The sequence below is a fragment of the Streptomyces sp. NBC_01439 genome (assembly GCF_036227605.1).
GTDB lineage: Bacteria > Actinomycetota > Actinomycetes > Streptomycetales > Streptomycetaceae > Streptomyces.
In genome coordinates this window covers 4,845,882-4,872,156 of the sequence record NZ_CP109487.1, presented here as the reverse complement: position 1 = coordinate 4,872,156, position 26,275 = coordinate 4,845,882, and the positions used below count along the sequence as shown (strand labels likewise).

The 26,275-nt window shown below is 70.9% G+C and carries 26 protein-coding genes, 1 tRNA gene and 1 pseudogene; 15 read left to right on the top strand and 13 right to left on the bottom strand.

Features of this window, described 5'->3' with window-relative positions; genetic code table 11:
- Positions 1–114: 114 nt before the first annotated feature.
- Entirely contained in the window at positions 115–642 is a 528-nt protein-coding gene (locus OG207_RS21805; RefSeq protein ID WP_329100155.1) for a peptidylprolyl isomerase, read from the top strand.
- A 92-nt stretch (positions 643–734) separates the two neighbouring features.
- On the top strand, positions 735–1,613 hold the full coding sequence (locus OG207_RS21800) for a rhomboid family intramembrane serine protease (RefSeq protein ID WP_329100154.1): 879 nt from the start codon (positions 735–737) through the stop codon (positions 1,611–1,613).
- 115 nt (positions 1,614–1,728) lie between these two features.
- On the opposite strand, the gene crgA is transcribed toward OG207_RS21800, so the two are convergent.
- On the bottom strand, positions 1,729–1,983 hold the full coding sequence (gene crgA, locus OG207_RS21795; RefSeq protein WP_266383019.1) for a cell division protein CrgA: 255 nt from the start codon (positions 1,981–1,983) through the stop codon (positions 1,729–1,731).
- A gap of 91 nt (positions 1,984–2,074) precedes the next feature.
- On the opposite strand from crgA, the gene OG207_RS21790 reads away from it, so the two are divergent.
- From OG207_RS21790 to OG207_RS21765, 6 genes and pseudogenes are all read left to right on the top strand, one after another.
- Positions 2,075–2,848: a DUF881 domain-containing protein gene (locus tag OG207_RS21790; protein ID WP_329100153.1), complete on the top strand. Its 774-nt coding sequence runs from the start codon at positions 2,075–2,077 to the stop codon at positions 2,846–2,848.
- Positions 2,820–3,584: a class E sortase gene (locus OG207_RS21785; protein WP_329100152.1), complete on the top strand. Its 765-nt coding sequence runs from the start codon at positions 2,820–2,822 to the stop codon at positions 3,582–3,584. The genes OG207_RS21790 and OG207_RS21785 overlap by 29 nt, the downstream gene beginning before the upstream one ends.
- Positions 3,585–3,673: 89 nt before the next feature.
- Entirely contained in the window at positions 3,674–3,850 is a 177-nt protein-coding gene (locus OG207_RS21780) for a hypothetical protein (protein ID WP_030011120.1), read from the top strand.
- Positions 3,847–4,485, top strand: coding sequence for an aminodeoxychorismate/anthranilate synthase component II (locus OG207_RS21775; RefSeq protein WP_329100151.1), 639 nt, complete (start codon positions 3,847–3,849; stop codon positions 4,483–4,485). Before OG207_RS21780 ends, OG207_RS21775 begins: the two co-directional genes overlap by 4 nt.
- A pseudogene (locus OG207_RS21770) lies at positions 4,455–5,306 on the top strand (class E sortase); the annotation flags it as partial. The gene OG207_RS21775 and the pseudogene OG207_RS21770, both read left to right, overlap by 31 nt.
- A gap of 13 nt (positions 5,307–5,319) precedes the next feature.
- Complete coding sequence (locus tag OG207_RS21765; RefSeq protein ID WP_329100150.1) at positions 5,320–6,045, top strand: class E sortase; 726 nt, start codon at positions 5,320–5,322, stop codon at positions 6,043–6,045.
- A 224-nt stretch (positions 6,046–6,269) separates the two neighbouring features.
- Here the strand turns inward: OG207_RS21765 and pknB are convergent, their stop codons facing one another.
- The 6 genes from pknB to OG207_RS21735 form a co-directional block, all read right to left on the bottom strand.
- The gene (gene pknB, locus OG207_RS21760; protein WP_329100149.1) at positions 6,270–8,297 is read right to left on the bottom strand and encodes a Stk1 family PASTA domain-containing Ser/Thr kinase; all 2,028 of its coding nucleotides are present in this window, start codon (positions 8,295–8,297) and stop codon (positions 6,270–6,272) included.
- A 194-nt stretch (positions 8,298–8,491) separates the two neighbouring features.
- Positions 8,492–9,955 carry a peptidoglycan D,D-transpeptidase FtsI family protein gene (locus tag OG207_RS21755; RefSeq protein WP_329100148.1) on the bottom strand — a complete coding sequence of 488 codons (1,464 nt, stop codon included), beginning with the start codon at positions 9,953–9,955 and terminating at the stop codon, positions 8,492–8,494.
- Positions 9,952–11,376, bottom strand: coding sequence for an FtsW/RodA/SpoVE family cell cycle protein (locus tag OG207_RS21750; RefSeq protein ID WP_329100147.1), 1,425 nt, complete (start codon positions 11,374–11,376; stop codon positions 9,952–9,954). The genes OG207_RS21755 and OG207_RS21750 overlap by 4 nt, the downstream gene beginning before the upstream one ends.
- 34 nt (positions 11,377–11,410) lie before the next feature.
- A complete protein-coding gene (locus OG207_RS21745; protein ID WP_329100146.1) occupies positions 11,411–12,895 on the bottom strand; it encodes a PP2C family protein-serine/threonine phosphatase in 1,485 nt (494 codons plus the stop codon).
- A gap of 147 nt (positions 12,896–13,042) precedes the next feature.
- Positions 13,043–13,546 (bottom strand): FHA domain-containing protein FhaB/FipA, encoded by a 504-nt coding sequence (locus tag OG207_RS21740; protein ID WP_030013067.1) that lies wholly within the window; start codon positions 13,544–13,546, stop codon positions 13,043–13,045.
- Between the two features lie 10 nt (positions 13,547–13,556).
- Positions 13,557–14,414, bottom strand: a complete 858-nt coding sequence (locus tag OG207_RS21735) for an FhaA domain-containing protein (RefSeq protein ID WP_266594706.1) — start codon at positions 14,412–14,414, stop codon at positions 13,557–13,559.
- A 293-nt stretch (positions 14,415–14,707) separates the two neighbouring features.
- On the opposite strand from OG207_RS21735, the gene OG207_RS21730 reads away from it, so the two are divergent.
- The 7 genes from OG207_RS21730 (at position 14,708) to OG207_RS21700 (ending at position 21,265) form a co-directional block, all read left to right on the top strand.
- Positions 14,708–14,790: transfer RNA gene (locus OG207_RS21730), tRNA-Leu, on the top strand.
- A gap of 221 nt (positions 14,791–15,011) precedes the next feature.
- A complete protein-coding gene (locus OG207_RS21725) occupies positions 15,012–15,995 on the top strand; it encodes a YrhB domain-containing protein (protein WP_329100145.1) in 984 nt (327 codons plus the stop codon).
- 107 nt (positions 15,996–16,102) lie between these two features.
- On the top strand, positions 16,103–17,803 hold the full coding sequence (locus OG207_RS21720; protein WP_329100144.1) for a sensor histidine kinase: 1,701 nt from the start codon (positions 16,103–16,105) through the stop codon (positions 17,801–17,803).
- A gap of 9 nt (positions 17,804–17,812) precedes the next feature.
- A complete protein-coding gene (locus tag OG207_RS21715) occupies positions 17,813–18,472 on the top strand; it encodes a response regulator transcription factor (RefSeq protein WP_329100143.1) in 660 nt (219 codons plus the stop codon).
- Between the two features lie 57 nt (positions 18,473–18,529).
- Entirely contained in the window at positions 18,530–19,930 is a 1,401-nt protein-coding gene (locus tag OG207_RS21710) for a DUF2252 domain-containing protein (protein ID WP_329100142.1), read from the top strand.
- Between the two features lie 159 nt (positions 19,931–20,089).
- Positions 20,090–20,851, top strand: a complete 762-nt coding sequence (locus tag OG207_RS21705; protein ID WP_329107777.1) for a hypothetical protein — start codon at positions 20,090–20,092, stop codon at positions 20,849–20,851.
- Between the two features lie 69 nt (positions 20,852–20,920).
- Positions 20,921–21,265 (top strand): rhodanese-like domain-containing protein, encoded by a 345-nt coding sequence (locus tag OG207_RS21700; RefSeq protein WP_266382968.1) that lies wholly within the window; start codon positions 20,921–20,923, stop codon positions 21,263–21,265.
- A 28-nt stretch (positions 21,266–21,293) separates the two neighbouring features.
- On the opposite strand, the gene OG207_RS21695 is transcribed toward OG207_RS21700, so the two are convergent.
- The 6 genes from OG207_RS21695 to paaA all read right to left on the bottom strand — a co-directional run bounded on the left by OG207_RS21695 (position 21,294) and on the right by paaA (position 26,252).
- The gene (locus tag OG207_RS21695) at positions 21,294–22,436 is read right to left on the bottom strand and encodes an acyl-CoA dehydrogenase family protein (protein ID WP_329100141.1); all 1,143 of its coding nucleotides are present in this window, start codon (positions 22,434–22,436) and stop codon (positions 21,294–21,296) included.
- A gap of 129 nt (positions 22,437–22,565) precedes the next feature.
- On the bottom strand, positions 22,566–23,669 hold the full coding sequence (locus OG207_RS21690; RefSeq protein ID WP_329100140.1) for a 2Fe-2S iron-sulfur cluster-binding protein: 1,104 nt from the start codon (positions 23,667–23,669) through the stop codon (positions 22,566–22,568).
- Complete coding sequence (gene paaD / locus OG207_RS21685) at positions 23,670–24,176, bottom strand: 1,2-phenylacetyl-CoA epoxidase subunit PaaD (protein WP_329100139.1); 507 nt, start codon at positions 24,174–24,176, stop codon at positions 23,670–23,672.
- Positions 24,170–24,913 carry a 1,2-phenylacetyl-CoA epoxidase subunit PaaC gene (gene paaC, locus OG207_RS21680; protein ID WP_329100138.1) on the bottom strand — a complete coding sequence of 248 codons (744 nt, stop codon included), beginning with the start codon at positions 24,911–24,913 and terminating at the stop codon, positions 24,170–24,172. Before paaC ends, paaD begins: the two co-directional genes overlap by 7 nt.
- Entirely contained in the window at positions 24,910–25,194 is a 285-nt protein-coding gene (paaB, locus tag OG207_RS21675) for a 1,2-phenylacetyl-CoA epoxidase subunit PaaB (protein WP_030817166.1), read from the bottom strand. The genes paaC and paaB overlap by 4 nt, the downstream gene beginning before the upstream one ends.
- Entirely contained in the window at positions 25,191–26,252 is a 1,062-nt protein-coding gene (gene paaA / locus OG207_RS21670) for a 1,2-phenylacetyl-CoA epoxidase subunit PaaA (protein WP_402694736.1), read from the bottom strand. Before paaA ends, paaB begins: the two co-directional genes overlap by 4 nt.
- Between the last annotated feature and the right edge of the window lie 23 nt (positions 26,253–26,275).

Here is a 26,275-nt window from a genome sequence, read left to right as displayed (position 1 = left end):
CTGCCATATCGCTGACAGGCATGCGCGACAGGGCATACGGGTGGAGGATTTCAGTGCCGCGGAGCGCTCCGTGCGACCATCTGGACCGACAGTGATGACTATGGAAGGCAGATCGTGGCCGAGAAGCTCTACGCCACCTTGAAGACGACCCACGGCGACATCGAGATCGAGCTGCTGGAGAACTTCGCTCCGAAGACCGTGCGGAACTTCGTCGAGCTCGCCACGGGCGCCCGGGAATGGACCCGCCCCACCGACGGCCAGAAGACCACGGACCCGCTGTACGACGGCACCGTCTTCCACCGCGTCATCAGCGGCTTCATGATCCAGGGCGGCGACCCGCTCGGCAACGGCACCGGCGGCCCCGGCTACCGCTTCGCGGACGAGTTCCACCCCGACCTGGCCTTCACCAAGCCCTTCCTGCTCGCCATGGCCAACGCCGGCCCGGGCACCAACGGCTCGCAGTTCTTCATCACCGTCGCCCCCACCGCCTGGCTGACGCGCAAGCACACCATCTTCGGCGAGGTGACCGACCCGGCCAGCCAGAAGGTCGTGCAGACCATCGCCGCCGGCGCCACCAACCCGCGCACCTCGCGCCCCCTGGACGACGTGATCATCCAGTCCGTGGTCGTCGAGAGGCGCTGACGCCGGGAACCTTTCGGCCCCGCCCGTCCGTAGTCGATACGTACCGGACCGGTGGGGCGCACCCGCCGCCCCGCCGCTGACCTAGGGAACCGATGGACACCGACCGTCTGCCGGGCTGCTACCGCCACCCGGACCGCGACACGGGGATCAGCTGCACCCGCTGCGAGCGCCCCATCTGCCCGGAGTGCATGATCAGCGCTTCGGTCGGCTTCCAGTGTCCCGAGTGCGTCCGCGCGGGCTCCGGTACCGGGCACCACCCGACCGCCAACGCGCCGCGCACGGTCGCGGGCGGGGTGGTCGCCGCCGATCCCCACCTGGTCACCAAGATCCTCATCGGGATCAACGTCCTGGTGTTCCTGGCGGCGCTCCCCTCCCCGGCGCTCGCGGACCAGCTGGTGCTGATCGGCGGCCGGTACGCGGAGTACCTGGGCGGCCCGGTCCACGGGGTCGCCTCGGGCGAGTACTACCGGCTGCTGACCTCGGTGTTCCTGCACGTCCAGTGGTGGCACATCGTCGGCAACATGATCGGGCTGTGGGTCATCGGCGGACCGCTGGAAGCGGCGCTGGGCCGGGTCCGCTATCTCGCGGTCTTCCTGCTCTCGGGCCTGGGCGGCAGCGCGCTCGTCTATCTGCTGAGCGAGCCGTACGTCCGGACCCTGGGCGCCTCCGGCGCCGTCTTCGGTCTGCTCGGCGCCACCGTCGTCCTGGCGAAGCGGCTGCGCTACGAGATGCGGCCGGTGATCGTCATGGTCGTGCTGATGCTGGTGCTGACCTTCGTACCGCTCACGGGCGCGCTCACGGTGTCCTGGCAGGCCCATGTGGGCGGCCTGGTCACCGGAGCGCTGGTGGGTCTGGGCATGCTCATGCCGCCCGCCGGCCGCCATCGCGCACTCGTCCAGTGGGGCACCTGCGCGATGGTCTTCCTGCTGGCCGCGATGGTGATCCTGCTCCGCACCGCGGAACTCACCTGATCACACCGGCGTCAACTCTCCACAGGGTTATCCACAGATCTTCTGTCTTTTCCTCAGGTGTGGATGACGCTGTGGATAACTCCTGGGGAGAGCTTCCATCAGGGGCTGTCGGGTGCTACTTCCACTGCGTGGATACGCCGAATCCGGCAGCGATAAAGCCGAAACCGACCACGATGTTCCAATTGCCCAGCGACTCGATCGGCAGCTGGGTCTCGGTCACGTAGAAAACGACGATCCACGCGAGTCCGATCAGGAAGAACGCCAGCATGACCGGGGCGACCCAGCTGCGATTCGTGAGCCGGATGTTCTGCGGCTGCCGCGAGGGCGGCGGCGTGTAGTCGTCCTTCTTGCGGATACGTGACTTCGGCACGAGGGGCTCTCCTGTCGATGCGCTGGGGACCTTGCCTGCCCCGGGCGTCCGTTAGCGTAGTGGACCTGTGGCGTTGAAGGAGAAGGGTACGTTGAGCAATTCAGACGACTCCTCCGCGGGTCCCCGTCGCCGGGCCAGGCCGGTCCGGCTACTGACGGCCGCCGTCTTCGCCCTGGCCGGGCTGCTCTTCGTCACCAGTTTCAACACCTCCAAGGGTACGAACATCCGGACGGACGCATCCCTCCTGAAGCTGTCGGACCTCATCAAGGAGCGCAGCCAGGACAACGCGGCACTGGAGCAGAGCACCGCCGCCGTGCGCAGCCGGGTGGACACCCTCGCCGAGCGTGACGACGGCAGGACCAAGGCGGAGGACGCCAAGCTGGCCGCCCTGCGCGCCGCCTCCGGCACCGAGGAGCTGACCGGCAAGGGCCTGACGGTCACCCTCAACGACGCCCCGCCGAACGCCACCGCCCGCATCCCCAACGTGCCCGAGCCGCAGCCCAACGACCTGGTGATCCACCAGCAGGACCTCCAAGCCGTGGTCAACGCGCTCTGGCAGGGCGGCGCCCAGGGCATCCAGGTCATGGACCAGCGACTGATCTCCACCAGCGCGGTCCGCTGCGTGGGCAACACCCTGATCCTCCAGGGTCGGGTCTACTCGCCGCCGTACAAGATCTCGGCCGTCGGCGATCCGGCCACGATGAAGAAGGCCCTCGCCGCCTCCCCGGCCCTGCAGAACTACCAGCTCTACGTGAACGCCTACGGGCTCGGCTGGAAAGTGGACGAGCACAAGGCGCTGACACTTCCCGGCTACTCCGGCACAGTGGACCTCCACTATGCGAAGCCGGTGGCGCCCACCCCGTGATCGGGTCCGTCCTGACGTCGTACTGCGCCTGGTGGTACGGACGTTCAGCGAGGTGTGCCTGACGGCGGGCACCCTCATCGTGCTCTTCGTCGCCTACGTCCTGCTGTGGACCGGGGTCAAGGCCGACCGGGCCATGGACGGGGAGATGGACCGGATGCGCGACCGCTGGGCGGCCGTCCCGGCCGCGGCCCCCGCTCCCGCCCCGGCGCCGCAGCCGGCGCCGTCGCAGACCCCGTCGGCGGCCCCGGCGCAGCCCGAGCGCCACCCGGCCGGCCGGGCCTTCGCCGAGATGTACGTCCCGCGCTTCGGCCCGGACTGGGTCAAGCCCGTCCTGGAGGGAACCGACCCCGAACTGCTGAAGAAGGGGCTCGGCCACTACGCCGCCACCGCGCCCCTCGGCGCCGTCGGGAACTTCTCGGTGGCCGGCCACCGCCGCACCTACGGGGACCCCTTCAAGGACTTCCCGCGCTTGCGCCCGGGCGACGAGGTGATCCTCAAGGACGCGAGCACCTGGTACACGTACACGCTCCGGTCCGCCCCCCTGCGCACCCTGCCCACCGACGTCGCCGTGGTCGACCCGGTCCCGGAGAAATCGCCGTTCCGGGCGCCCGGCCGCTATCTGACGCTGACGACCTGCGAGCCGGAATGGGGGCACAGTCATCGGCTGGTCGTCTGGGCGGAACTGACCGGAACCCTCCCCGCGTCCCGGGGGAGGCCGGAGGGTTTGTCCGGGTGACCCACCCTTTCGGGCCGCTGCCTTTAGTCTGTTCGCGTACCGCCCCCGCGGTGCGTTGAACGAACGTGGACGAAAAGGAATCAGGCGGCATGTACGGCTGGATCTGGCGGCACCTGCCGGGAAACGCGTGGGTACGCGCGCTGATCTCGCTCGTACTGGTCCTCGCGGTGGTTTTCGTGCTGTTCCAGTACGTCTTCCCGTGGGCCGAGCCGCTTCTTCCGTTCAACGATGTGACGGTGGACGAGGGATCGGGAGCCACTCCGTGAGCGCGCGCATTCTGGTTGTGGACAACTACGACAGTTTTGTCTTCAACCTGGTCCAGTACCTCTACCAGCTCGGTGCCGAATGCGAGGTGCTGCGCAACGACGAGGTCGAGCTCTCGCACGCGCAGGACGGCTTCGACGGCGTGCTGCTGTCCCCCGGCCCCGGTACCCCGGAGGAGGCGGGCGTCTGCATCGACATGGTCCGCCACTGCGCGCGCACGGCCGTCCCGGTCTTCGGCGTGTGCCTCGGCATGCAGTCGATGGCGGTCGCCTACGGAGGCGTCGTGGGCCGGGCGCCCGAGCTGCTGCACGGCAAGACCTCACCCGTGATCCACGAGGGGCTCGGGGTGTTCGAAGGACTGCCGTCGCCGTTCACCGCGACCCGCTACCACTCCCTCGCCGCCGAGCCCGGGACCCTGCCGGACGCGCTGGAGGTCACGGCGCGGACCGAGGACGGGATCATCATGGGCCTGCGCCACCGCGACCACGACGTCGAGGGCGTGCAGTTCCACCCCGAGTCGGTGCTGACCGAATGGGGTCACCGGATGCTCGCCAACTGGCTGGTGCGGTGCGGTGACGCGGGTGCCGTGGAGCGCTCGGTGGGGCTCGCCCCGGTGGTGGGCAAGGCCGTCGCGTGACCGCGGTCGCGCCGTCCGCGCCCACGCAGGGCCGGGCCGCGCGACGCAGGGCCGCGCAGGAGGCCGCGAAACAGGCCGCCCGGCGCTCCCGCCGGCGGGGCGGCCGGCGGCGCAGGCGGCCGGCCTCGGGCGGCCCGGTGGTCATCGCGAGCCGGCTGGGCGGAGAGCTGTTCATCACGCTGGGCCTGGTGATGCTGCTGTTCGTCGCCTACCAGCTCTGGTACACGAACCTGCTGGCGGAGCGGGTGGCGAACGGCGCCGCCGGCTCCCTGCGCCAGACCTGGGAGAAGGATCCGGGGGGCTCCGGGGCTGCCGCACCGCCCGTGACGGCCTTCGAGCCCGGCCAGGGCTTCGCGATCCTCCACATTCCGAAGCTGGACGTGAAGGTCCCGGTGGCGGAGGGCATCAGCAAGCCGAAGGTGCTGGACAAGGGCATGGTCGGGCACTACGGCGAGGGCGCGCTGAAGACGGCGATGCCGGCCGACGCACAGGGCAACTTCGCCGTGGCCGGACACCGCAACACCCACGGCGAGCCGTTCCGCTACATCAACCGGCTGGTGCCCGGGGATCCCGTCGTGGTCGAGACCCGGGACGCCTACTACACGTACGAGACGACCTCGTCGCTCGCGCAGACACCGCCGACGAACGTGGCGGTGATCAAGCCCGTTCCGGAGGGATCGGGATTCACATCCGCGGGCCGGTACATCACGCTGACCACCTGCACCCCGGAGTTCACCAGCACCTACCGGATGATCGTATGGGGCAGGATGATCGAGGAACGCCCCCGCAGCCAGGGCCCGCCGCCCGCGCTGACCAGTTAAGGACGAATCAGCAGTGTCTCGTGCCCGCCGCCGCCGCGCCGCGGCCCCGCCCGCCGGCCACCGCAGTGTGCTCGCCGGATTCCTGAGCCTGCTGGGCGAGTTCCTGATCACCGTGGGCCTGGTACTGGGCCTGTTCGTGGCCTACTCGCTGTGGTGGACGAACGTGCTCGCCGACCGGCAGGCGTCGGCGCGCGGTGACGAGATCCGCCAGCAGTGGCAGGCCCCGGCGCAGGCCGCGGGCCCGGGGGCGCTGGACACGCAGGGCGGGGCCGGCTTCCTGCACGTACCGGCGATGAAGAACGGCGAGGTGCTCGTCAAGCCGGGTACCGACCCGGACACCCTCGACGACGGCGTGGCCGGGTACTACACGGAGCCGGTGAAGTCCGCGCTGCCGTGGGACGAGAAGGGCAACTTCGCGCTGGCCGCGCACCGGGACGGCCACGGGGCGAAGTTCCACAACATCGACAAGGTGAAGAACGGCGACGCGGTCGTCTTCGAGACCCGCGACACCTGGTACGTCTACAAGGTCTTCGCGGAGCTGCGCCAGACTTCGAAGTACAACACCGACGTGATCAACGCGGTGCCCAAGGAGTCGGGGAAGACCGCCCCGGGCCGGTACATCACGCTCACCACCTGCACGCCCGTCTACACCTCGAAGTACCGGTACATCGTGTGGGGCGAGCTGGTCCGGACGGAGAAGGTGGACGCGAAGCGGACCCTGCCGGCCGAATTGCGCTGAGCGTCCGCGGGGACCGGAGCGGGTCCGGCCCCACCAGGACCCCAGGAGGCCCCTGTGGGCGCCGCTCACGCCTCCTGAGTCCCATGAGGCCCACGCATTCCTGATGTGGCCGCAGGCGGCCGTACAGCTGCGGGACGCACAAAGGTCCGGCCCCCCTCCCGGTAACGGGGAGGGGGGCCGGACCTTTTCGCTGCGTCGTGGCCGCGACCACGACGGCGGTCGCGCTAGCCGCCGAAGCCGCCGAAGCCGCCGCCGTTGTTGTTGCCGCCCTGCTGCTGGCCTCCGCCGCCGAGGGCGATCAGGTTCACGGTCTGGCCCGTGTTGACCGGCGTCCCCGGTTGCGGGTCGGAGCGCACGACGATCGCGTTGCCGTCCGTCGCGCCGGTGACGATGCCGAGCCGGAGGTTGGCACGCTTCAGCTCGTCCTTGTACTGGTCCACGGTGAGGCCGGCGAAGTTGGGCACCGCGGTCTGCGTCGAAGCCTTGGCGATGGTCACGTTCACCGTCTTGCCCACCTCGAGCTGCTGGCCCGCCGCGAACTGCTGGTCGATGACCGTGCCCGGTACGGCTCCGGGCTGCTCGCTCTCCGTCACGCTGCCGAGCCTGAGGTTGGCGTCCGTGAGGGCCTTGATCGCCTCGTCCTTCTTCTTGCCCCTGAGCTCCGGCACGTCAGCCTTGGAGATCTCCTTGGCGACGGTCAGCGTGACGACGCTGTTGCGCTCCGCCTCGCCGCCGTTCGGGCTCTGCTCGAGGACGGTTCCGGCGGCGCGCGTGGACTCCTGGGGCTTGCGGTCGACCTGCAGCCCCTTCTCCTTGAGCAGCTTCTCCGCGTCCTCGAACTTGAGGTTGACCACGCTGGGGACCGCCACCTTGGGCGCGCCCGTGGAGACCGTCACCGTGATGGTGGCGCCGTCCTCGACCTTGGTCTCGGCCTCGGGGTCCTGCTTGCAGACGTTGCCCTTGGGCTGGTTCTCGCAGGGTGCGTCGGGGCCCTTGACCACCTTGAGGCCGACGTTGTTGCCGCTCTTCTGCGCCTGATCGAGGGTTTGACCGACGAGCTTGGGCACGGCGGGCCGGTTGTCGGCGCCCCCGCCGAAGAGGGAGAGGGAACGACCGATGAGGATCGCGCCGACCAGGACGAGGATGCCCGCCGCGACGAGCAGGACGGTGGACGCCTTGCTCTTCTTCTGGCGGCGGTTCGCGCCCTGGTCGTAGCCGCCGTGGCCCTGGTCGCCGTAGCCGTACCCGCCGTCGCCCGGAGGCATGGGCGCCATCATCGACGTCTGGGCGCCGGGGTCGGTGGTGCGCAGGGCGGCGGTGGGCTGGTCGTAGCCCTGCGGTCCGTAGCCGTGGCCCTGGTCGGGATAGCCGTAGCCGCCGGTCGCGCCCATGGTCGCGGCGGCGGCCACCGGCTGGCCGTCGAGGCAGGCCTCGATGTCGGCACGCATCTCGTCGGCCGACTGGTAACGGTATTCGGGGTCCTTGACCAGTGCCTTGAGGACGATGGCGTCCATCTCGGGCGTGATCTCAGGATCGAAGTTCGACGGCGGCTGCGGCTCTTCCCGTACGTGCTGGTAGGCGACGGCCACGGGGGAGTCACCGACGAACGGGGGCCGTACGCAGAGCAGCTCGTAGAGCAGGCAGCCCGCGGAGTAGAGGTCCGAACGGGCGTCGACCTGCTCGCCCTTGGCCTGCTCGGGCGAGAGGTACTGGGCGGTGCCGATGACGGCGGCCGTCTGCGTCATGGTCATGCCGGAGTCGCCCATGGCGCGGGCGATGCCGAAGTCCATGACCTTGACCTGGCCGGTGCGGGTCAGCATCACGTTGGCGGGCTTGATGTCGCGGTGCACGATGCCGGCGCGGTGCGAGTACTCCAGGGCCTGGAGGATGCCGATGCACATTTCCAAGGTGCGCTCGGGCAGCAGCTTGCGGCCCGAGTGCAGCAGCTCGCGCAGCGTGGAACCGTCGACGTACTCCATCACGATGTACGGGATGGAGATGTTGTCGACGTAGTCTTCGCCGGTGTCGTAGACCGCGACGATCGCCGGATGGTTCAGCGACGCGGCCGACTGGGCCTCGCGCCGGAACCGGGCCTGGAAGGACGGGTCACGGGCGAGGTCGGCGCGCAAGGTCTTGACGGCGACGGTACGGCCGAGCCGGGTGTCGTGAGCGAGGTAGACCTCGGCCATGCCACCACGGCCGAGCACGTGGCTCAGCTCGTACCGGCCGCCGAGGCGACGCGGCTCTTCCATAACGTTGCAGCCCTCTCCGTCAGTCCCGACCGCACCTGTGTGTGGTCCGGCGGTGTGCTGTTCGCGCAAAGGCTACCGGCCGATCGTCGGTGATCGGTTCGTGGCCACAGGCTGATACTGGACCGGTACCGTACGCGTGGACGCGGCGGAATTCTGTGATGTGAGTCACTGCGCTCCGGCCCGTCGCCCCTCGGTCATCCCTGGCTGTTCAGCACCGCCTGCATGACAGCCTTGGCGACGGGAGCGGCCAGACCGCCACCGCTGATGTCCTCGCGCTCCGCCTCGCTGTCCTCGATCACGACGGCGACGGCGACGGGCGAGGTCTTGTCCTGGTTCTCGGCGTAGGAGATGAACCAGGCGTAGGGGCGCTTCTTGTTGCCCTCGCCGTGCTGCGCCGTACCGGTCTTGCCGCCGACCGTGACGTTCTTCATCTTGGCCTTGCCGCCGGTGCCGTTCTCGACGACGTTGACCATCATCTGCTGCAGCTTCTCCGCGTTGGCGGCGGAGAGCGGCCGGCTCATCTCCTGCGGCTCGTGCTTCTCGATGATGTCCAGGTTGGGGGCCGTGAGATTGGCCACCATGTACGGCTTCATCAGCTTGCCGTCGTTGGCGATCGCGGCGGTGACCATGGCCATCTGGAGCGGGGTGGCGGCGGTGTTGAACTGCCCGATGGAGCTCTGGGCGTTGCCGTCCTTGCCCATCTTCTTGTCGTAGATGCTGGCGAACGCGCGGACCGGAATGTCGATCTTGTCGTTGTTGAAGCCGAACTTCTCCGAGGTCTCCACCATCTTGTCGCGGGTGACCTTGTCGCCCATGTTCGCGAAGACGGAGTTGCAGGAGATCTCGAGGGCCTTGTTCAGGCTGGCCTTCTCGCAACCCTGGGCGTGGTTGACCATCACGGTCTTGGTGCCCGGCAGGAAGTACGGCTCGGGAGTGTCCGTGGCGGCGTTGATGTCCTGGACGACGCCGTGTTCGAGGGCGGCGGCCGCGGTGACCACCTTGAAGGTGGAGCCCGGCGGGTACGTCTCGCGCAGGGCGCGGTTGACGAGGTTCTTGTCCTCGCTGTCCTTCAGCTCGACCCAGGCCTTCTCGTCGTCCTTGGAGTTGCCCGCGAAGCGCGAGGGGTCGTACGAGGGCGTGGAGACCAGGGCCAGGATGGCGCCGGTGCGCGGGTCGATGGCCGCGACGGCGCCCTTCTTCGTGCCCAGCGCCTCGAAGGCGGCCTTCTGGGCATCGGGGTTCAGCGTGGTGACGACGTTGCCGCCCTGCTTCTTCTCCCCGGTGAACATGCCGATGGTGCGGTCGAAGAACAGCCGGTCGTCGTTGCCGGTGAGGATGCCGTCCTCGAGCGATTCCAGCTGGGTGGATCCGAAGGCCTGCGAGGCGTACCCGGTGACGGGAGCCCAGAGCTCGCCGTTCGTGTAGGTCCGCTTGTACTTGTAGTCGCTGCCGTCGGTCACCTTGGAACCGGTGATCGGCTCGCCCTTGACGATGATGTTGCCGCGCTCGGTCGCGTACTGGGCGATCTGGACCCGGCGGTTCTCCTTGCGGGTGCTGAGCTCCTCGGCCTGCACGTACTGCAGCCAGTTGGTGCGGATCAGCAGGGCGAGGACGAGCAGTCCGCAGAACAGCGAGATGCGGCGCAGGGGCTTGTTCATGACGGACGGACCACCTGGGTCATCTCGGAGTCGGGGGACGGGGCGGGGGCCGGTGCGGGACGGCGTGCGGTGTCGCTGATCCGGATGAGGACGGCGATGAGGATCCAGTTCGCGAGGACGGAGGAACCGCCGGACGCGAGGAAGGGCATCGTCATGCCGGTGAGGGGGATGAGGCCCATGACGCCGCCGGCGACCACGAAGATCTGGAGCGCGAAGGCGCCGGAGAGGCCGATGGCGAAGAGCTTGCCGAAGGGGTCGCGGGCGGCGAGCGCGGTGCGCACGCCGCGCTCGATGATGAGCCCATAGATCAGGAGGAACGCCATCACGCCGGCGAGGCCGAGCTCTTCGCCGACGGTGGAGAAGATGAAGTCGGAGTTGGCGGCGAAGCCGATCAGGTCGGAGTTGCCCTGGCCCCAGCCGGCGCCGAGGACGCCGCCCGAACCGAAGCTCATGATCGACTGGCCGACCTGCTCACAGGCGCCCGAGGTGGTGTAGCAGGCGAAGGGGTCGAGCCAGGCGTTGACACGGGCCTGCACGTGGCTGGCGAAGGTGCCGACGACCACGGCGCCGCCCACCGACATCAGCAGGCCGATGACGATCCAGCTGGTGCGCTCGGTGGCCACGTACAGCATGATCACGAACATGCCGAAGAAGAGCAGCGAGGTGCCGAGGTCGTTCTCGAAGACGAGGACCAGCAGGCTCATCGCCCAGATCATCAGGATCGGGCCGAGGTCGCGGCCGCGTGGCAGGTAGAGGCCCATGAAGCGGCGGCTGGCCAGCGCGAGCGCGTCGCGCTTGACCATCAGGTACCCGGCGAAGAAGATCGCGATGACGATCTTGGCGAACTCACCGGGCTGGATGGAGAAGCCGCCCACGCTGATCCAGATCTTGGCGCCGAAGACGTCGGCGCCGAGGCCCGGGACGACGGGCAGGATCAGCAGGACCAGGGCGCCGGCCATCGAGATGTACGTGAACCTCTGCAGGACGCGGTGGTCCTTGAGGATCAGCAGGACGGCGGCGAACAGGGCGATGGCGAGTGCCGTGTACATCAACTGGCGCGGCGCGGAGGGGGAGAATCCGCCGAAGGCCCGCTTGGCGAGGTTCTGCAGGCGCTCGGACTGGTCCAGGCGCCAGATCAGGACGAGGCCGAGCCCGTTGAGCAGGGTCGCCAGCGGCAGCAGCAGCGGGTCCGCGTACTTGGCGTACCGGCGCACGACGAGGTGCGCGATCCCGGCGAGGGCGCCGAGGCCGAGGCCGTAGAGCACCATGCCGGGGGGCAGGGTGCCGTTGATCGCGAGGCCCACGTTGGCGTAGGCGAACATCGGGATGAGCACGGCGAAGCCGAGCAGCAGGAGCTCGGTGTTCCGCCTGCTCGGCAGCTCGATGGCGCCGATGGTGGTCGTGTTGGTGACTACGCTCATGGTGTGGCAGGCCCCCTGCGCCCGCGTATGTCTACTACTTCCCGCACAGCCCGACCAGTTGCTGCTCCTCGGGAGTCAGGCTGGGGGCGGGCGTCGGGCTGTTCTGTGCCTCGGCGTTGCGGCGTTCCTCGTCCTTCTTGCAAGCGGACACCTGGACGCCGAGGTCGTCGAGCTTCTTGCGCGCCGCGTCGAAGCCGTTCTCGCTGATGGTGGCCTCGACCAGCTTCCGCTTGAAGGGCGGCAGGTACTTCAGTTCGATGTCGGGGCGGTCGGTCTCCACCTTGGAGAGCTCCAGCGGCCCCAGCTTCGGGCTGATGCCGCGGAAGAGCGCGACGTGCTCGCCCTTCACGCCCACGTAGAACTGGGTCTGGGTCCAGCGCCAGCCCGCGTAGAGGCCGCCGCCGATGACACCGGCGACGATGAGCAGGGTCAGCGTACGGGTGGTCCACTTGCGCCCTTTGCTGCGGCGCCTGCGGGGGTGGTTGTACGTGTCCTCGTAGCCCGGGTCGGCGGTGTAGGCGTCGGCTTCGCCGAAGGTGCCGTAGCCGTTGCCGTTGCCGTTGCCGTTGCCGTTGCCGTCCTGGCCCTGGTCGGAGTAGCCGTAGCCGGGGGCGTCGCCGCTGCCGGGGGGGCCGAAGGCGCCGGCGGGGGCCTGGCCCCGGCGGCCGAGGCCCGAGGCCCGGCCGGCCGGGGTCTGCATGGCGTTGCCGCCGTCGAAGAGCTGGTGCTGGTTCTCGGCGACCGCGCCGACGACCACCGGGGTGTCGCTGACCTGGGCGGCCAGGGTGTCGCCGCTGTCGGTGTCGAGGACGTCGGCGACGATGCAGGTGATGTTGTCGGGTCCGCCGCCGCGCAGGGCGAGCTGGATCAGCGACTGCACGGTCTCGCGGGGACCGTGGTAGTCGGCGAGGGTCTCTTCCAGGGTTTGGTGGGAGACGACGCCGGACAGCCCGTCGGAGCAGATCAGGTAGCGGTCACCGGCCCGGACCTCGCGGATGGAGAGGTCGGGCTCGACGATGTCGCCGCTGCCGAGCGCGCGCATCAGGAGTGAGCGCTGCGGGTGGGTGGTGGCCTCTTCCTCCGTGATGCGCCCCTCGTCGACGAGGCGCTGCACCCAGGTGTGGTCCTGGGTGATCTGGGTGAGGACGCCGTCGCGGAGCAGGTAGGCGCGGGAGTCGCCGACGTGGACGAGGCCGAGGCGCTGGCCGGTCCACAGCAGGGCGGTCAGCGTGGTGCCCATGCCTTCGAGCTGCGGATCCTCCTCGACCATCACGCGCAGCTGGTCGTTGGCGCGCTGCACGGCCGTGGCCAGGGAGGTGAGGATGTCGGAGCCCGGGACGTCGTCGTCGAGCTGCACGAGAGTGGAGATCACCTCGGAGCTCGCGACCTCGCCGGCGGCTTGGCCTCCCATGCCGTCGGCGATCGCGAGGAGCCGGGGACCGGCGTAACCGGAATCCTCGTTGCCCTCGCGGATCATGCCCTTGTGTGATCCGGCGGCGAACCGCAGGGACAGACTCATGCGCACCTGCCCTGTCGACGAAGCTGCCTCCGGGTACAACCGGTCTCGAGCCACACTGCCCACCCTCCGGTCGGGAGCGCGCTCGGGTCCGTGTCCTCGGTGGGACGGATCACCGCCGCGCGCTCGCTCCGCTCGCTCATTCTCGTACTACTTCCGCAGCTCGATGACGGTCTTGCCGATGCGGATCGGTGCGCCCGGCGGAATGGGCGTCGGGGTGGTCAGCCGGGTCCGGTCGAGATACGTGCCGTTGGTGGACCCGAGATCCTCGACGATCCACTGGCCGTCACGGTCGGGATAGATCCTGGCATGGCGGCTGGACGCGTAGTCGTCGTCCAGCACGATCGTGGAGTCGTGCGCGCGGCCCAGCGTGATCGTCTGGCCGGCGAGGGCCACCGTGGTTCCCGTGAGGATGCCCTCGGAGACGACGAGTTTGGTGGGTGCGCCGCGCCGCTGGCGCTGCTGCGGAGGCGTGGCCTGGCGGCCCGCCTGCTGCGGGGCGCCGCCGGCGCCTCCGCCACCACGACGGGACCCGCGCTGGGTCACGCGCGTCCCGAAGAGATCGCTGCGGATGACCTGTACGGCCACGATGACGAACAGCCACAGAACGGCCAGGAAACCCAACCGCATGACCGTCAGGGTCAGCTCTGACATTGCCCCCGCTTCACCCTTCGGCTTGCCGGTAAATGATGGTGGTGCTGCCCACGACGATCCGCGAGCCGTCGCGGAGCGTAGCGCGGGTGGTGTGCTGCCCGTCCACCACGATGCCGTTGGTGGACCCGAGATCCTGGATCGTCGAGGGCGTTCCGGTCCGGATCTCACAGTGCCGGCGGGATACGCCGGGGTCGTCGATCCGCACGTCGGCTTCCGTGCTTCGGCCGAGTACGAGCGTGGGGCGCGAGATCTGGTGGCGGGTGCCGTTGATCTCGATCCAGTGGCGCCGGGCGCCGCCCGGGCCGGCCGCGGGGGCCGGTCCGCCGGGCCCGCCGGGAACGGGCCGCCGGGCGCCGGGTCCGCCCGGGGGCGGGGCGCTCGGCATGGGCGGGGCCGCGACCGGGGGATATCCGTAGCCGCCCTGCGGCTGGTTCTCCGGCGGGTAGCCGTAGCCGCCCTGTGGTGAGGGCGGTCCTGCCTGCGGCTGGGAGGTGCTGGAGGCGAGGGTGCGGCTGCGGACCCGGTAGAGCCCGGTGTCGAGGTCGTCGGCCTTCTCCAGGTGGACCTTGATGGGGCCCATGAAGCTGTAGCGCTGCTGCTTGGCGTAGTCGCGGACGAGGCCCGCGAGCTCGTCGCCGAGCTGCCCGGAGTAGGGGCTCAGGCGGTCGTAGTCACCGGCGCTGAGCTCGACGATGAAGTCGTTGGGGACGACGGTCCGCTCGCGGTTCCAGATGGTGGCGTTGTTGTCGCACTCCCGCTGGAGGGCTCCGGCGATCTCCACCGGCTGGACCTCGGACTTGAACACCTTGGCGAAGGTGCCGTTCACCAGACCTTCGAGTCGCTGCTCGAACCGCTTCAGAACTCCCATGGGGCACCTCCTCCGTCGCTGTCGCCCTGTACTGCTTACTGATCGTATCCACGCGTGGCGGATTCGGGTGGTTCCCCATCGTTCCTGTGAGGACGAGTGTTGGTCCTCACAAGCGATCGTAGGGGCGCTCCAGGGACAGTGTCCCGCACCGGGAGCGGAGTGCGGGAGGGGCCGTCCGCGGCGGGCCGAGGGGGTGCCGGGAAAGCGATGTGAATCCTCCCCGTTCCCCGTGCTAATGTTTCGACGTCGCCAGGGGAAAGGCCCGAAAGGGAAGATCCACTGGGGCGCTACTCGGGCGAGTGGCGGAACGGCAGACGCGCTGGCTTCAGGTGCCAGTGTCCTTCGGGACGTGGGGGTTCAAATCCCCCCTCGCCCACATCGACGAGACGGTCGTCACTGCGAAAGCGGTGGCGGCCGTTTCGTGTTTCCCCCGGGCGCGCGTGTGACGTACGTCCCTCCTCGGGGCCCCTGGACTGTGGTCTTTTCGCAGGACCTGGTTAGGGTGATCCAACTGTCCGCACCGCGGGATGAGTTGTGGCCGCCGAACGTGCGGGACCGCTCGTGTCCCTTCCGGTCGACGTCGTCAGGAATTCAGACATGCTCACGTCGAACGAGGCCGTCGAAGCGGCCCGGTCCCGTCTTGAGCAGGCGTTCGCCTCCGAGCCGTGGACGGTCGTGCTGCGGCCGGAGCTCACGCAGGAGCACGAGTCGGCCTGGATCGTGCGGTACGACACCCAGGAGGGCATCGACGCCGGGGATCACCGGGCGGGTCCGTTGCCCAACGTGGTGATCGTGCCCAAAGACGGGTCCCGGGCGGACTTCGCGCCGACGCACCTGCCCCTCGACGAGTACCTCGCCCACGTGCGCCACGGGGGCTGGGAGCGGGCCGGCGCGGCGAACACCTCGAAGGCCGCGCCGTGGCAGACCGCGCTGCAGTGGCTGCTGTCGACGTACGGCGGGCTCGTCGAGCTGGTGGGCATCGAGCCCGTCGCCGAGGACGCCGGGACCTGGCTGTTCGCCTGCCGGAGCACCGAGCGGCCGGGCCGTCCGCGCACGCCGATGCTGGCGGCGTCGCTCGTGGTGCCCAAGGACCACGGGGAGCCCTTCCATCCCGCCTCGAACGATCCGTGGGGCGACGCCTCGGCCTACACGCACGATCCGGTCGAACGCGACCCGCAGGTGCAGGCGTGGCGGCTGAACGCGCGCGGCCGCGTGGTCACGACGGCCGCCCGGCTCGCCGGCGGCCCCTCGTCGCCGCTGCCGTGGCAGCCCGCGCACGAGGCGCCCGGCTGGTGGGAACTGCTGCTGCGCCGCCATTTCCCGGCCGCGCACCAGCTGCTGTGCGCGAGCTGGGACGAGGTGATCGCGCGGGTCGAGGAGACCGGACCGGGCACCCGGGGCGTGGTGTGGGTGCGGCGGGTCATCGGCGGTACCGAGGTCAGCGGGCACCTGTTGTACGTGCACCACGACGGCCGTCGGGTGGTGTTCCTGGACGGGATGACCGGCGGGCCGGCCCGGCTGGACCGGGTCGCCGTGCTGGAGCTGGTCTTCGCTCGCGTCGCCGGTTCGACGGGACGCTGAAGGCGGGCCCGGCGGGCGGGGGGACGGGACACCGGTCGACTTTCGTCGTGCGGGGCGAGACGAAAGGAGGCGGTCGGGCCGGGGTGCGGGTGTTTAGGGTCGGGCGCGTGGATGCGAAGGCGAAGACGCGGGCCGGCTGGGACTGGCTGAGGGGCCCGGAGCCGTGGACCCGGCGGATGCTGGCGGGGGACCTGGCGCTCGGCGGCGTACTGGCCATACTCGGCCTGGGCGTCGAGGAGGTCAGCAACGCCTCCGGACAGCGCATGCTGCTCGGCGCCGCGGCCGTGGTGGTGCTGACGCTGATGCGCCGCAGGCTGCCGGCGAGCACGCTCGTGATCGCCGCGGGCCTGGTCAACTTCCTGCCCGGGTCCTTCTTCGTCCTGCCCCTCCTGGGGTGGTCGGCCGGGCGGCGGATCATCGGAGTGGGCCGGGCCCTGGCCGCCTTCACGCTCGCCTTCGTGGCGTCGATCGGCTGCAGCGTGGTGGACCAGTGGGCGCAGATGCAGCCGCTGCTGGTGATCGTGTTCTCCACGCTGATGTTCCTGGCGACGACCGTGATGCCGGGTCTGGCCAGCCGGTACTGGTCGCAGCGCCGCACGCTGCTGCGCGCACTCCAGGAGCGCAACGGTCAATTGCTGCGCGAACGGGCCATGGTCGCCGGGCAGGCGAGGCTGCGCGAGCGCCAGCGCATCGCCCAGGACATGCACGACAGCCTGGGTCACCAGCTGGCCCTGATCTCCGTGCACACCGGGGCACTGGAGGTGGATCCGCAGCTCACCGACCGCCAGCGCGAGGCGGTGGGAGTGCTGCGGCAGGCCTCGGTGGCCGCGATGCACGAGCTGCGCGAGGTCGTCGGCATCCTGCGCGACGGGGTCGAGGCGCCTGCGCCCGTGGAGGAGGCCCAGCCAGCGGCGCGCGGGGTGGCCGGCATCGCCGGGGTCGTGGAGGCGGCGCGGGGCTCGGGCACCGACGTACGGCTGACCACGTCGGGGCAGCCGAGGCCGCTGGTCGCGGCGTGCGACCACGCGGCGTACCGGATCGTGCAGGAGGCCCTGACGAACGCGTACAAGCACGCGCCGGGGGCGTCGATCACGGTGGAGCTGCGGTTCGAGGACGACTCGCTGGTGGTGGAGATCGCCAACGGGCCGTCGGCCGGTCCGGCCGACGGCGAGGTGGTCTCGGGCGGGCAGGGCCTGACGGGGCTGCGCGAGCGGGCCCGGCTGGTCGGCGGGATGGTGCACGCGGGCCCCGCCGAGGGCGGCGGGTTCCGAGTGGCCGGGGTCCTTCCGTACGGGGCGGAGCCGGCCGGGGTGGTGGACGTGGCCGACGACTTCGGGCAGCAGGCCCACGCGTACGCGGGCGGACCGCCGCCGGGGCACGGCGGCCAGCAGCCGATGGACTGGGGGGCGGTGGACCGGGAGCTGGCCGTGCGCGTGCCCAGCCGGTCCGGTGGCGTCGCGGTGGGCTGCGGGATCGCGTTCGCGGCGGTGGTGCTGCTGGTGATCGTGTTCGGCGCCGGAGTGGTGCTGCTGTTGGACTCGGCGAGTGACGCGATGATCGACCGGGACGAGTTCGACGCCGTGCACGTGGGCGAGTCGGAGCAGTCCGTCCGCGACCGGCTGCCGACCGGAGAGAACTTCATGACCGCCGGGGCCGCCCGCAAGGGGCCGCCGAGGCCGGCGGGCTCGGAATGTCTGGCCCTGCTGGCCGAGAACCAGCCGAGCGCCGTGGGAACGGACCGGATCTTCCGGTTCTGCTTCCAGGACGGCAAGCTCGTGGAAAAGCAGGAGTACGAGGTCAAGCAGTAGGAGCGCGGGGTGACAGCCGAAGTGATCAGAGTGGTGATCGCCGACGACGAGCCACTGATCCGGGCCGGGATCAGGATGATCCTGACCTCGGCACCGGACATCGAGGTCGTCGCGGAGGCGGCCAATGGCAGGGAGGCGGTGGAGCTGGCCCGCTCGCACGCACCGGACGTGATGCTGCTGGACATCCAGATGCCGGTGATGGACGGGCTGACGGCGCTGGGAGAGCTGCGGCGGGCCGTGCCGCAGGTGCGGGCGCTGATCCTGACCACCTTCGGCGAGAAGGAGAACGTGCTGCGGGCGCTGGGCGAGGGCGGCGCGGGATTCCTGCTGAAGGACTCGGCGCCGGGCGAGTTGATCGGGGCGGTCCGGGCGGCCGCGGCCGGGGACGCCTACCTCTCGCCGGGGGCGACCCGGCACGTGGTGGACCAGTTGGCGTCCGGGAAGACCGCCGTGCGCGGCGAGGCGGCCCGGCGTCAGGTCGCGGAGCTCAGCGAGCGCGAGCGCGGTGTGCTCGCGCTGCTGGGCGAGGGGCTGTCCAACGCGGAGGCGGGCCGGCGGCTGCACATGAGCGAGGCGACCGTGAAGACGTACGTGAGCCGGATCCTGGCGAAGCTGGACTGCGAGAACCGGGTGCAGGCGGCGCTGCTGGCCAGGGACGCCGGGCTGTAGATACGGTCAGCCCGTTCGAGAAGCGATCAATGAAGTGAACGGGTGGGGGCGGCGTCGATGGCGGCGATGACGGGTCAGCGGATTCCGGACGTGGCGGGCTTCGCGCCGAGGGTGGCGGCCGGCTCGCCGAAGGAGGAGGGCAAGGCGCTGCGCGCCCGCCTGCCGCGGTCGGCGCACGCCGCCTTCGTGGCACCGGCCGGGCGGCCGGACGCCGTGCGCGCGGTGGAGGAGTCCAACGCCGGGCGGGTCGCCGAGCTGACTCCGATAAGGGTCGGCCGGATGGCCGCGAACCCGTTCGCGTTTCTGCGCGGGGCGGCCGGGCTGATGGCCCACGACCTCTCCGGTGGTCCGGTGACCGGGGTCGGTGCGCAGATCTGCGGCGACGCGCACGCGGCGAACTTCGGTCTGTACGGCGATGCCCGCGGGCGGCTCGTCATCGACCTCAACGACTTCGACGAGACCGTGTTCGGCCCGTGGGAATGGGACGTGAAGCGGTTGGCGGCCTCGCTGGTGCTGGCGGGCCGGGTGGCCGGAGCGGACGAGGACACCTGCCGGGCGGCCGCGCTCGACGCGGTCGGCGCCTACCGGCGCACCATGCGGCTCCTGTCCAAGCTGCCCGCGCTCGACGCGTGGAACGCCATCGCCGACGAGGAACTGGTCTCGCACGCCGACGCCCGCGATCTGCTGGGCACGCTGGAGCGGGTCTCGGAGAAGGCGCGCAACAATACCTCCGCGCGGTTCGCGGCCAAGTCCACGGAGATAGGGCCGGACGGCGGCCGCCGCTTCGTCGACGCGCTGCCCGTACTGCGCCGGGTGGGGGACGCGGAAGCGGCGGCCGTGGCGGCCTCGCTCGGCCCCTACCTGCAGACGCTCCAGGGCGACCGGCTGCCGCTGCTGGCCCGGTACGCGATCCAGGACGTGGCCTTCCGCGTGGTGGGCACTGGGAGCGTCGGCACCCGCTCGTACGTGGTCCTGCTGCTCGACCACCGGGGCGAGCCGCTGGTGCTCCAGGTCAAGGAGGCGCGGCCCTCGGTGCTGCTGCCGCACCTGCCCGGGCTCGGATTCGTCTCGGCGCCGGAGGAGCACGAGGGCCGGCGGGTGGTGGCCGGGCAGAAGCGGATGCAGGTGGTCTCCGACATCATGCTGGGCTGGACCACGGTGGAGGGTCGCCCCTTCCAGGTGCGGCAGTTCCGCAACCGCAAGGGCAGTGTGGATCCGGCGGCGCTGGCCGCCCCGCAGATCGACGACTACGGGCGGATGACCGGCGCCCTGCTGGCCCGGGCCCACGCGCACAGCGTCGACCCGCGGCTGCTGGCCGGGTACTGCGGGAAGAACGACGAGCTGGACGAGGCGATGGCGACCTTCGCCGTGGCCTACGCCGACCGTACCGAGGCCGATCACGCTGACCTGGTGGCGGCGGTGCGGGCCGGCCGGATCGCGGCGGAGACCGGGGTCTGAGGGCGCTGTCGCCGCGGGCGGTGTTTCACGTGAAACACCGCCCGCGCGGACGGGCCGTAGGCTGGCCGGGTGAGCGAGCAGACCGAGCAGCCTGAGCAGACAGTCCCCGGTGATTCCGGTGACTCCTCCGTCACCGGTGGGGAGCGCCCGGAGGCGCGCCTGGAGCGGGCCGTGCGGGCCGCTGAGCAGGCGCTGATCGAGTTCGAGATCGCGGTGGAGACCTTCCGGGTGGAGGTGGAGAACTTCTCCCGCCTGCACCACCAGAAGCTCGGCCCCATGTACACGCGGCTCGATGAGCTGGACGCACTGATCGCCGAGGCGAAGGCGTCCCGCAGTGGCGATCCCGAGGACCTGCGACGGGCGCAGGAAGCGCGCTCACTGGTCATGCCGATGCCCGGGGTGGACGAACTGTTCCACGACTGGCTGGGCTCCGACGGGATCTCCGACGACGCCTCCGCGATGCTGACCGACCGGCCCGTGCGGCCGCCGGAGCGGGTACGGCCCTCGGAGGAGGTGCGCCGCCTCTACCGCGAGCTGGTCCGTCAGGCCCACCCCGACCTCGCCCAGGAGGAAGGCGAGCGGGAGCGGCGCGACGCGTTCATCGCGCGGGTCAACGCGGCCTACGGGCGCGGCGACGAGGGGTTGCTGCGCGAGCTGGCCGAGGAGTGGGCGGCCGTACCGGCGCCCGAGGCGGCGGTACCGGGCGAGAGCGAAGAGCTCTACGCCCGGCTGGAGTGGCTGGCCCGCCGCAAGGAGCTGCTGTCGCTCGTCGCCAAGGAGCTGGAGGAGAGCGCGATCGGGTCGATGCTGCGGATGGCGCCCGAGGACCCCGACCGGCTGCTGGAGGAGATCGCGGAGCAGTTGCTCGCGCAGGTCTCCGAACGCGAGGCGGAGCTGGCGGCGGAGCTCGCCGCCGAGTGACCCCGGTCCGCCCGTACCGGGTGGTCGGATAGGTTGGCAGCAGATTCGTGAAGAGAGAAGGCGACAGCTATGAACTTCGGACCGCTCCCCTCGGTGGACGCCACCGCGGTGCCCTCCGAAGGCTTTGTCCTCGACGTCCGTGAGGACGACGAATGGGCGGCCGGCCACGTCGAGGGTGCTCTGCACATTCCGATGAGCGATTTCGTGGCCCGCTTCGGTGAGCTGACCGAGGCCGTCGAGGACGGCCGCCGGGTGTACGTGATGTGCCGGGTCGGTGGGCGTTCCGCGCAGGTCACCCAGTACCTGGTGCGCCAGGAGATCGACGCGGTGAACGTCGACGGCGGGATGCAGGCCTGGGACGGTGCCGGGCGCCCGATGGTGGCGGACAACGGGAACCCGGCCTTCGTGCTCTAAGGGGTGTCCGGGCCGGCGCGGAGCCGGCTCAGGCGAGGGGGTGGGCGGCCAGCAGGTCGCCCAGGGCCTCCTCGTGCGCGGCCGCCGGGCCGAGCTGGAGCTCCAGCTGCTTGGCCCAGGCGTGGTAGCGGTGCAGCGGGTAGTCGGTGTCGGCGCCGAAGCCGCCGTGCAGGTGCTGGCCAGTCTGTACGACCCGGCGTACGCCCTCCGAGGCCCAGATCTTGGCGACCGCGACATCAGCGGCGACGGGTAGCGGACCCCCGGCGCCACCGGTCGCGGCGTCGAGCCGCCAAGCGGCCTGCCACAAGGTGACCTCCATGGCGCGCAGGTCGATGTACCGGTCGGCGGCCTGGACGGCGACGGCCTGGAAGGTGGCCACCGGAAAGCCGAACTGTTCGCGCTTGGCGGTGTACCCGCTGGTCATGGTGAGGACGTTCTCGCCGAGTCCGAGCGCCAGCGCGCAGGTCCCGGTGGTGAGGAGTTGGCGCAGCCGTTCCCAGGCTCCCGGGGCTTCGATGAGGTGCGTCCCGGCCACCCGCACGCCGTCGAGGGCGAGTTCGGCGAGCCGCTCCCCACTGGTGGAGACCTGCTTGGCGAGGGCCAGCCCTTCGGCGGTCCGCGGGACGAGCGCGAGGACGGCCTCGCCCGCGCCGGTGTGCGCGGGTACGGCGATCCAGTCCGCGCCGTGCGCCCAGGGGACCGCGGTCTGCGTGCCCTCCAGGATCCACGCCTCGCCCTCGCGGCGGGCGATGACGGCGAGTTCGGCCGGGTCGTGGCCGGAGCGCCCGTGGGCGGCAGCGGTGAGCACGAGCGTGCCGCGCCCCGCGCCGGGCAGCAGGGCGGCGGCCAGTTCGGGACCGCCGTGGGCCTGCACGGTCATGGCGGTGGCGCAGTGCTCCAGCAGCGGGACCCGTGCCAGCACCCTGGCGGCCTCACGCAGCACCAGGCACAGGGCGACGGCGTCCAGACCCGCTCCCCCGTGCTCTTCGGCGAGGACCAGGCTCAGCAGGTCCGATGAGGCGAGCTTGGCCCACAACGGACGGTCGAAGTCGTCGGCCACGGCCCCCGGGGTCAGTGCGGGGCTGGGCACGCCGTCGGGCGCGACATCCGCGAAGACGGCCCGGGCCGCCTCGATGGCGGCCTGCTGCTCCTCGGTGAAGGTGAAGTCCACTGCCTGTCCTCCCGCACGGTCGGGTCCGACGGTGTCACGTCTGACGGTGCGTCAAGATAGAACAGGTTCTTGAAAATGGACAGGCCCCTGTCCGGGGACAGGGGCCTGACTGAAGGGACGTCGTTCCGCTCAGCGGTCGAAGTCGATCTCCACTTCCTCGGTGACCGGGTGCGATTGGCAGGCCAGGACGAATCCGGCCTCCGTCTCCTCGGCCTCCAGTGCGAAGTTGCGCTCCATCCGGACCTCGCCCGAGACCACGAACGCCCGACAGGTGCCGCAGACGCCGCCCTTGCAGGCGTACGGGGCGTCCGCGCGGTTGCGGAGCACCGCGTCCAGCAGGGACTCGCCGTCCTGGACCGGCCAGGTGCCCGAACGGCCGTCGAGCCGGGCGGTGACCCGCCCGTGCGCGGGGGCCGGGGAACCCGCGGGGCGGGCCGTCGGTGTGGTGTCCTCGACGTGGAAGATCTCCTCGTGCACCCGGGTCCGTGCGACGCCGAGCGTGCCCAGGGCTCGCTCCGCGCCCTGCACCAGGCCGTACGGGCCGCACAGGAACCAGCCCGTCACCTCCGTCACCGGCAGCAGCGCGGGCAGCAGGGCTGCCAGTCGCTCCTCGTCCAGCCGCCCGGAGGGGAGCCCGGACTCCTGCTCCTCCCGGGAGAGCACCGTCACCAGCTGGAACCGCGCCGGATACCGGTCCTTGAGGTCGGCGACCTCCTCCAGGAACATCGTCGAGGCCGCCGTCCGGTCGCTGCGCACGAGGCAGAAGCGGGCGTCGGGCCGGGCGGCCAGCAGGCTCGCCGCGATGGACAGCACGGGCGTGATGCCGCTGCCGCCGACGATCGCCGCGTAGTGCCCCGAGGCCGGGGCGGCGGCGGGCTCCAGGACGAAGCGTCCGGCCGGGACCATGACCTCCAGCACGTCCCCGGCGGCGATCTCCTTGTGGGCGAAGGTGGAGAACTCGCCGCCCTCCACCAGCCGCACCCCGACCCGCAGCTGCTCCGGGCCCGGGCCGTCCGCGGACGGTGCCGGGGAGCAGATCGAGTAGGTGCGGCGGACCTCGGCGCCGCCCTCGGGGGCGGTGCGGCGCAGCGTCAGGTGCTGGCCCGGGGCGTGCCGGTAGTCCTCGCGCAGCTCCTCGGGAACCCGCAGGGTCAGTGCCACCGAGTCGTCGGTGAGCCGGTCGACAGCCGCCACCGGCAGCGGGTGGAACGCGCCGTGGCGGGGGGCGGCCATCTAGAGCTCCTTGAAGTGGTCGAACGGTTCGCGGCAGGCGGTGCAGCGGCGCAGCGCCTTGCACGCGGTGGAGGAGAAGCGACTGAGCAGCTCGGTGTCGGTCGATCCGCAGTTCGGGCACCGCACCGAAAGGGTCAGCGGGATCGGTCCGCCGGCCGAGTGCGGCCGGGGCGGGGCGATGCCGAACTCGGCGAGCTTGCGGCGGCCCTCGGCGCTGATGTCGTCGGTCGACCAGGCGGGGGCCAGCACGGTGGTCACCCGCACCTCGGGGATGCCGTGGCCGGTCAGGGCCCGCTCGATGTCGGCGGACATGGCTTCGATGGCCGGGCAGCCGGTGTAGGTCGGGGTCAGGGTGACCTCGGCGTGGCCGTCCTCGTGCATCCGCACCCCGCGCACCACACCGAGCTCACCGAGGGTGAGCACGGGCAGCTCCGGGTCCGGGACGGAGCCGGCCAGCGCGGCCAGCTCCGCCTCCAGGCGGGTCGTTCCGGCGTCGGTGGTCACCATGAGGCCCCCGGGTGGCTGCGGTGCAGGTGCTGCATTTCGGCGAGCATCCGGCCGAAGGACTCGGTGTGCAGGCCCTGGCGTCCGGCCCCAGCCGCCCAGGCGCCGGTGCGGGGCCCCTGGGGCAGGTCGAGGCCGGCCCGGTCCAACACGCCGGTCAGCGCGGTCAGCCAGCGCTCCTCCAGGGCGGGCAGGTCCAGGCCGCCCTGGCCCTCCACCGGCTGGAACATCTCGCCGGTGTACTTCCACAGCGCGTCGAGGGCCGCCCGCATGCGGCTGCGGCTCTCCTCGGTGCCGTCCCCGAGTCGCAGGGTCCACTGCTCGGCGTGGTCGCGGTGGTACGCGGTCTCCTTGACGGCCTTGGCCGCCAGCGGCGCGAACGGGCCGTCCCCGCGGGCGAGCTCTCCGTAGACCTCGTGCTGGTAGAAGGAGAAGTAGAGCTGGCGGGCGATGGTGTGGGCGAAGTCGCCGTTCGGCTGCTCGACCAGCTGGAGGTTGCGGAAGGACCGCTCCTCGCGCAGGTACGCCAGCTCGTCCTCGTCGCCGACCATGGACAGCAGGATCCGGGCCTGGCCGAGCAGGTCGAGGGCGATGTTGGCGAGGGCGACCTCTTCCTCCAGGACGGGGGCGTGTCCGGCCCATTCGCCGAGGCGGTGGGAGAGGATCAGCGCGTCGTCTCCGAGCGCGAGTGCCGCCGCGGCGCCGGCGCCGGTGAGGCGCGTGGTGTCGGTGCTGGTCACAGGTGGCTCACCCCCTCCGGGATGTCGTAGAAGGTGGGGTGCCGGTACGGCTTGTCGGCGGACGGCGCGAAGAAGGGGTCCCGCTCGTCCGGCGAGGAGGCGGTGATCTCGGTGGAGGGCACCACCCAGATCGAGATGCCCTCGTTGCGCCGGGTGTAGAGATCGCGGGCGTTGCGCAGGGCCATCTCCGCGTCGGGGGCGTGCAGGCTGCCCGCGTGCGTGTGCGAGAGGCCGCGGCGCGAGCGCACGAAGACCTCCCACAGGGGCCAGTTCTGCGTCATACCCGTGCCTCCTCGTTCTGTCCGGCGTGCTTCGCCGCCTGCTGTGCCACTTGCTGTGCCGTCTGCTTGCGCGCATACGCGGCGGCCGCGTCGCGCACCCAGGCGCCTTCCTCGTGGGCCTTGCGCCGCTGGCCGATCCGCTGCTCGTTGCAGGGGCCGTTGCCCTTGAGCACGTTCCAGAACTCGGCCCAGTCGATGGCGCCGAAGTCGTGGTGGCCGCGCTCCTCGTTCCACTTGAGGTCCGGGTCGGGCAGGGTCAGACCGAGCGACTCGGCCTGCGGGACGGCGATGTCCACGAACCGCTGGCGCAGCTCGTCGTTCGAGTGGCGCTTGATGCGCCAGGCCATCGACTGGGCCGAGTGCGCCGACTCGTCGTCGGGCGGGCCGAACATCATCAGCGACGGCCACCACCACCGGTCCACCGCGTCCTGGGCCATCGCGTGCTGGGCCTCGGTGCCGCGGGAGAGTGCGAGGAGCAGCTCGTACCCCTGGCGCTGGTGGAAGGACTCTTCCTTGCAGATCCGGACCATGGCGCGGGCGTAGGGCCCGTAGGAGCAGCGGCAGATCGGCACCTGGTTGGTGATCGCCGCGCCGTCCACGAGCCAGCCGATGGCGCCGACGTCCGCCCAGGTCAGGGTGGGGTAGTTGAAGATCGAGGAGTACTTCTGCTTGCCCGAGTGGAGCTTGTCGAGCAGCTCGTCGCGGCTGGTGCCGAGGGTCTCGGCCGCGCTGTAGAGGTACAGGCCGTGGCCGGCCTCGTCCTGGACCTTGGCCATCAGGATCGCCTTGCGCCGCAGCGAAGGTGCGCGGGTGATCCAGTTGGCCTCGGGCTGCATGCCGATGATCTCGGAATGGGCGTGCTGGGCCATCTGGCGCACCAGGGAGGCGCGGTACTCGTCCGGCATCCAGTCGCGCGGTTCCACGCGCTCGTCGGCCGCCACGGCCGCGTCGAATGCCGCCGCGAGCTGTGCGCCCAGGTCAGCAGTCATGCCTGTCCCGTCCGTCCTGTCTGTCCCGAGAGCCGTGTCCGGCCCCGTCTCCGGGGTCACTGCCACCATTCCGGCCCCCTGCCAGAGTCCGC

Excerpts from the sequence above, each read along its gene's own strand:
- pknB (WP_329100149.1), bottom strand. The coding sequence starts at position 8,297 with ATGGAAGAGCCGCGTCGCCTCGGCGGCCGGTACGAGCTGAGCCACGTG.
- OG207_RS21740 (WP_030013067.1), bottom strand. The coding sequence starts at position 13,546 with ATGTCAGAGCTGACCCTGACGGTCATGCGGTTGGGTTTCCTGGCCGTT.
- paaD (WP_329100139.1), bottom strand. The coding sequence starts at position 24,176 with ATGGTGACCACCGACGCCGGAACGACCCGCCTGGAGGCGGAGCTGGCC.
- OG207_RS21710 (WP_329100142.1), top strand. The coding sequence starts at position 18,530 with ATGGCGGCGATGACGGGTCAGCGGATTCCGGACGTGGCGGGCTTCGCG.
- OG207_RS21700 (WP_266382968.1), top strand. The coding sequence starts at position 20,921 with ATGAACTTCGGACCGCTCCCCTCGGTGGACGCCACCGCGGTGCCCTCC.
- OG207_RS21690 (WP_329100140.1), bottom strand. The coding sequence starts at position 23,669 with ATGGCCGCCCCCCGCCACGGCGCGTTCCACCCGCTGCCGGTGGCGGCT.
- OG207_RS21785 (WP_329100152.1), top strand. The coding sequence starts at position 2,820 with ATGCGAAGCCGGTGGCGCCCACCCCGTGATCGGGTCCGTCCTGACGTC.
- paaA (WP_402694736.1), bottom strand. The coding sequence starts at position 26,252 with ATGGTGGCAGTGACCCCGGAGACGGGGCCGGACACGGCTCTCGGGACA.
- OG207_RS21800 (WP_329100154.1), top strand. The coding sequence starts at position 735 with ATGGACACCGACCGTCTGCCGGGCTGCTACCGCCACCCGGACCGCGAC.
- OG207_RS21750 (WP_329100147.1), bottom strand. The coding sequence starts at position 11,376 with ATGAGCGTAGTCACCAACACGACCACCATCGGCGCCATCGAGCTGCCG.
- OG207_RS21755 (WP_329100148.1), bottom strand. The coding sequence starts at position 9,955 with ATGAACAAGCCCCTGCGCCGCATCTCGCTGTTCTGCGGACTGCTCGTC.
- OG207_RS21735 (WP_266594706.1), bottom strand. The coding sequence starts at position 14,414 with ATGGGAGTTCTGAAGCGGTTCGAGCAGCGACTCGAAGGTCTGGTGAAC.
- OG207_RS21725 (WP_329100145.1), top strand. The coding sequence starts at position 15,012 with ATGCTCACGTCGAACGAGGCCGTCGAAGCGGCCCGGTCCCGTCTTGAG.
- OG207_RS21745 (WP_329100146.1), bottom strand. The coding sequence starts at position 12,895 with ATGAGTCTGTCCCTGCGGTTCGCCGCCGGATCACACAAGGGCATGATC.
- OG207_RS21780 (WP_030011120.1), top strand. The coding sequence starts at position 3,674 with ATGTACGGCTGGATCTGGCGGCACCTGCCGGGAAACGCGTGGGTACGC.
- paaB (WP_030817166.1), bottom strand. The coding sequence starts at position 25,194 with ATGACGCAGAACTGGCCCCTGTGGGAGGTCTTCGTGCGCTCGCGCCGC.